The organism is Streptomyces sp. NPDC005151 (genome assembly GCF_053599875.1).
In genome coordinates, this window is record NZ_JBSFYR010000204.1 from 1 (window position 1) to 4,258 (window position 4,258).

Consider the following 4,258-nt stretch of genomic DNA (forward strand, 5'->3'; position numbering starts at 1 on the left):
TTATCTTGAGCTCTGACACGTCGCGCCTCGTTGACCTGGGACGACGCGATGAGGACAGTGTCCGAGAAGCAGTCGACAGAGTCGTTCTGAGGCCGTGTCAGCACGGGCCGATCGTTGCCGAACCGCGACCTCGGCGGCGGGCCGCCGGGACGGGCGGGCTTTGTAGCCGGGCGGCGCGGAGGTCGCCGAGCGTGCGGGCGAGTTGTTCCCGGAGCTGGCGGTTCTCCTCGGCGAGACGGCGGTTGCGTTCGTTGGCGGCCTCCAGCCGTCGAAGGAGCGAGGCGTCGGAGGCCCGTTGCCGGGCCGGAACCGGGTCGGCGGGGGCCCGCTGCTGTTCGACCCGCAGTCGTTCAATCTCCGCTCGCAGGTCGGGCTGGGTGTAGAGCCAGGAGCGGGAGACGCCGGCTGCGCGGGCCACGGCGTCGAAGGTGACGGCCGTGCCGGCGGCATCGATCTCGCGCAGGGCCTGGATCGCCTTGGCCCGGGTGTACTCGTGGCGGTTGTGGGCCGCGGCGACGATGTGGCGGGAGTTGTCAGCCCGCATCGGCCACCTCCGTGCCGCCGGGAGTCTCGTCGGCCTCCAGGGCTGTGATGATCCGGTCGAGGTTGCCCACGACCTGCTGATTCATCTCGACGACGCGGAGCTGACCGCGGGCCTCCGCCGCCGAGACGATCTGCAGGAGCTGTTCGCGCTGCTGCCGGTGCTGGGGCAGGAACTCCGGGGTCGTCACGAACATCGGGCAGCTCAAGCAAGCGTTGGCGTGCGGACAGGTCTTCTGCAGTGGCAGCCCGCAGAAGCCGTTGGGCAGGGCCTGGGTGACCCTGCCGAGACGCTGTTTGGCCCAGGCCGCCTCGGCGAGGTGCCCGTCCGGGTCGAGGGCGACCTGCTCGCCGCGGATATCGACCTTGCGGGCCTGTTCCCAGTGGCGGCGGATCGTCTTCTCGTTGAGCCGGGCGTAGTGGGCCGTCATCATGTGCGAGTCGTGGTCGAGCAGGACGCGGACGACTTCCTGCGGGACGTCTCGGTTGATCAGCCTGGTTCCGAAGGTGTGGCGCCATTGGTGCGGGGTCGGGCGGACGCGGCGGCCGTGCTCGTCGCGGACGTCGACCTCGGCGAGCCACTGGTTGAGCATGCGCCGGTAGCTGGTGTCGATCATCGGCTTGGTGCCCTCCGGGTTCGCCGTCTTCTGCGGGAAGAGCACCGGGCTGCCCTCGGGCCAGCGTGCGGCCATGCGCCGCTGCTGGGCGGCGATGGCGGACTCGACCTCGTCATCGATGGGGACCAGAGCCTCGCGTTTCATCTTGTGGTTGAAGTAGCGCAGGTAGGGCGCGTTGTCGGCGTCGCGGACGATGCAGTCCAGCGGCAGCCGCAGGGCGTCGCTGACGCGCAGGCCGCTGCGCATGAGGATCAGGGTGACGAGCCGGCCGACGGGGTCTTGCCACCGGTCCATGTTGGCGAGCTGTTCGAGCTGGGTCATCACGTGCTCGGCCAGGGCCCGGGGCAGCCGCTTGGCACGTTTGGGGTAGTCCTCGGCGAAGAACGCCGCGGTGGTGGGCAGCGTGTCGTCCCAACGGTGCTGGCGGATGCTCTGGAAGAAGTGGTTGACCAGGCCGATGAGCTCGCCATGGCTCTTTCGGCCGCCGACAGCCATGTGGAGCTCGGCGAGATAGCGCTCCAGCACCGGCCGGTCGATCTGCGCGAGCGAGTCGGCGCCGACGGCCGGGGTGGCGAGGAACTCGGCGAACCGGGTGATCGCGATGACGCATTTGTGGGCCTGTCCGGCTCCGATCCCGGTGCTCAGGCGCCAGCGCACCCAACGCTTGGCGAGATCCTTCAGCCACGGCTGCGGGATGCGCTCGAACCGCAGGTGGGCGTGGGGCGAGTCGATGCCGAGCTGCCGCAGACGCCACACGTCCCGGGGGTACTCCACCTCCCAGCCCCTGCCGTTCTGGAGCTCTTCGACCTGGCGGCGGGCGTAGATCAGCAGCGCGACGGAGGAGCTGCCGGTCGTGGCCTTGCCGCGCGGGAAGCATTCTCGCCAGGTCTCCTCGGTCCGGTCCAGCAGCGAGTGGACCCCGGTGCGGGCGACGAAGCGGACGACGTGGCGGACCCGGGTCGGCGGGGTCTTGATGCGCTGATCGTCGTGGCGGCGCTGGAGGGCGTACTGCACCTCCAGCCGGAGCTGGCCGGTGAGGCTGCGCAGGTCAAGACGCTCGTGGCCGGGTGTCTGATCCTCGTAGAGCCGGATGAACTCCGCCGGCTCCGGATAGCCGCCCTCGCGCCACCGTGCCCGGTGCGAGACGCAGAACGGCGCGGTGCCCTGCACCCACAGATCGCAGAAGGCGACCAGGCATTCAGCGTGGTTCTCCACCGCCGGATCCGTCGACGGCACCGTACTCAGCCACGTCTCCTGGTCCGGGCGTCCCGCATGGCGCCAGGCCCACTCGTGCTTGGAACACAGGCCGCGGCTGCGGACGCCGTAACGGCAGCCGGTCACCCGGCACGAGGCGAGCGGGGCATAGCCGCGCATCAGCGGTTCGGTTGTCGCGGCGAACTGCTCAAGGTCGGGGCGGCCTTGGCCGTTCCAGCGGTGGTGGTGGCCGATGCAGAGCCCGTAACTGCGGCCGGTCCGCAGACAATCATGGACACGGCACGGCGGGCCGCCGAAGACGAGGTCACCAGGGACGATGTCGATGACCTCGGCACGGAACTCGGGGCGGACGGCGGCCATCAGCTTCTCCAACAGCCCTGGCTGACGCGGGGAGGAAGCAGGCGTGGTCACCAGCGCACCTCCGCCCCGGTGAGGAACCCGGCTTCCTCAAGGACCCGGCGGGCGTCCTCGGCGGTGAGGTGACCGTACGTGTCGATCGTGGTGGTCAGACAGGCATGTCCCAACAGCTTGCTGACCACCTCGATCGGGGTGCCGCCCCGCAGCAGCCTGGTGGCGTAGGTATGGCGATACCAGTGGGGGTCATAGTCAATGCCGGTCTTGCGGCGCAGGCGTCTGACCAGGTCATAGACGGCCGCGTAGCCCATCGCGTGTCCGCGCGAGCCGCCCCAGAGGTTCACGAACACGTAGTCGGAGTCGAGGTCGCCGTACTCGATGTGCATGTAGTCGGCGTAAAGCCGAATCAGTTCGGCGCTGACCGGGATCGCCCTGGTCGTGCCGGACTTGGTGCGGGCACCGTTGTCGTTGAGCCGGGGCACCACCGTCAGCTCGCGCTCGGCGACCGCCCAGTCCTCGTGCCGCAGCCCGAGCGCCTCCCCAATGCGTATGCCGGAGTCGAACAGGACGGCAAACAGCAGGCGGTCCCGCAACCGCTCGCAGGCGTCCAGGACCGCTTGGACCTCGGCGGCGGTGAGGATGCGCGGGAGTTTCTTGGGGGCCTTCAGCGAGATGGCCCGCCTCGGCTGAGGCTTGCCCTTGGTGACGTGGTGCAGGAACGGCTTCCACGCGGTGCCGCGACGCCCGGCCGGCTGCCAGGTCGTCAGCAGTTCGCCCAGGTCGACGCCGTGGCGGGCGGCGTGCTGGTAGAAGGCGCTGACGGCCGAGAGTTTCCGGTTCACCGTGGTCACACCGCAGTGGTGCTCGACCGAGGGAAGCACCGCGACGGCGCCGGTGCGGGCCGAGGGCGGCAGCCGCAGCCAGGCGACAAACTCGCCGACGTCCTCAAGCCGCACCTCGCGCCAGTCCAGCCCGCGAGTGCCGAGGAAGGAGAACCAGTCCTTCAGATCGTGCGCGTACGCCTTGACCGTGTTCGGCGACCGCTCGATGTCGGTGAGATAGGTGAGGTAACGCTCGATCGGCTCGACCGGCGCGGCGTCGTTGCCGAGCACGGTCCACGACTCAAGCGGCGAGGACGGCATCACCACACGCTGTACAAGCATCAGACCTCCGGGGCATCTGCGTGATGGACGGCGGTAGATAACCACATCCACCAGGCAGAACCCGGGGCCTCACTTGGGCTTGCTCAACATCAAGGACGCCCTTCGGGCGGCTCAAGATAACCAGGGCGAACAGCGCGAGCAGCAGGCGGCGCTGGAGGGTGGTGCGGTCGATGCGCTCGTACGCGGCGACGGAGGTGAACTCGTCGGTGAAGCCGGTGACGAAGTCGGCGTTCTTCAGCACGTCCAGGAGGTCGAGGACGCCCCATCGGCGTACGACCTCGTCCTTGAGCGCCTGCAGGCCGGTGGGTTCGGCCAGTGGCTCCAGCTTCGGCACGGTGATCCACGGCTCGCCCTTGCGGGTGGTGACCT

The 4,258-nt window shown here is 69.2% G+C and carries 4 protein-coding genes; all 4 read right to left on the minus strand.

Annotated elements, in window-relative coordinates; all coding sequences use genetic code 11:
• Positions 1-97: 97 nt before the first annotated feature.
• A complete protein-coding gene (locus tag ACWD6R_RS39880; protein WP_451823241.1) occupies positions 98-544 on the minus strand; it encodes a DUF6262 family protein in 447 nt (148 codons plus the stop codon).
• Positions 534-2,783, minus strand: coding sequence for a tyrosine-type recombinase/integrase (locus tag ACWD6R_RS39885; protein ID WP_451823242.1), 2,250 nt, complete (start codon positions 2,781-2,783; stop codon positions 534-536). Before ACWD6R_RS39885 ends, ACWD6R_RS39880 begins: the two co-directional genes overlap by 11 nt.
• Complete coding sequence (locus ACWD6R_RS39890; protein ID WP_451823243.1) at positions 2,780-3,889, minus strand: site-specific integrase; 1,110 nt, start codon at positions 3,887-3,889, stop codon at positions 2,780-2,782. Before ACWD6R_RS39890 ends, ACWD6R_RS39885 begins: the two co-directional genes overlap by 4 nt.
• Positions 3,849-4,258, minus strand: a 410-nt coding sequence (locus tag ACWD6R_RS39895) for a hypothetical protein (protein ID WP_451823244.1), incomplete at its 5' end; no start/stop codon positions are given. The genes ACWD6R_RS39895 and ACWD6R_RS39890, both read right to left, overlap by 41 nt.

What these genes read in the sequence shown, in the direction of transcription:
- ACWD6R_RS39880 (WP_451823241.1), bottom strand. Translation starts at nt 544, where the DNA reads ATGCGGGCTGACAACTCCCGCCACATCGTCGCCGCGGCCCACAACCGC.
- ACWD6R_RS39890 (WP_451823243.1), bottom strand. Translation starts at nt 3,889, where the DNA reads ATGCTTGTACAGCGTGTGGTGATGCCGTCCTCGCCGCTTGAGTCGTGG.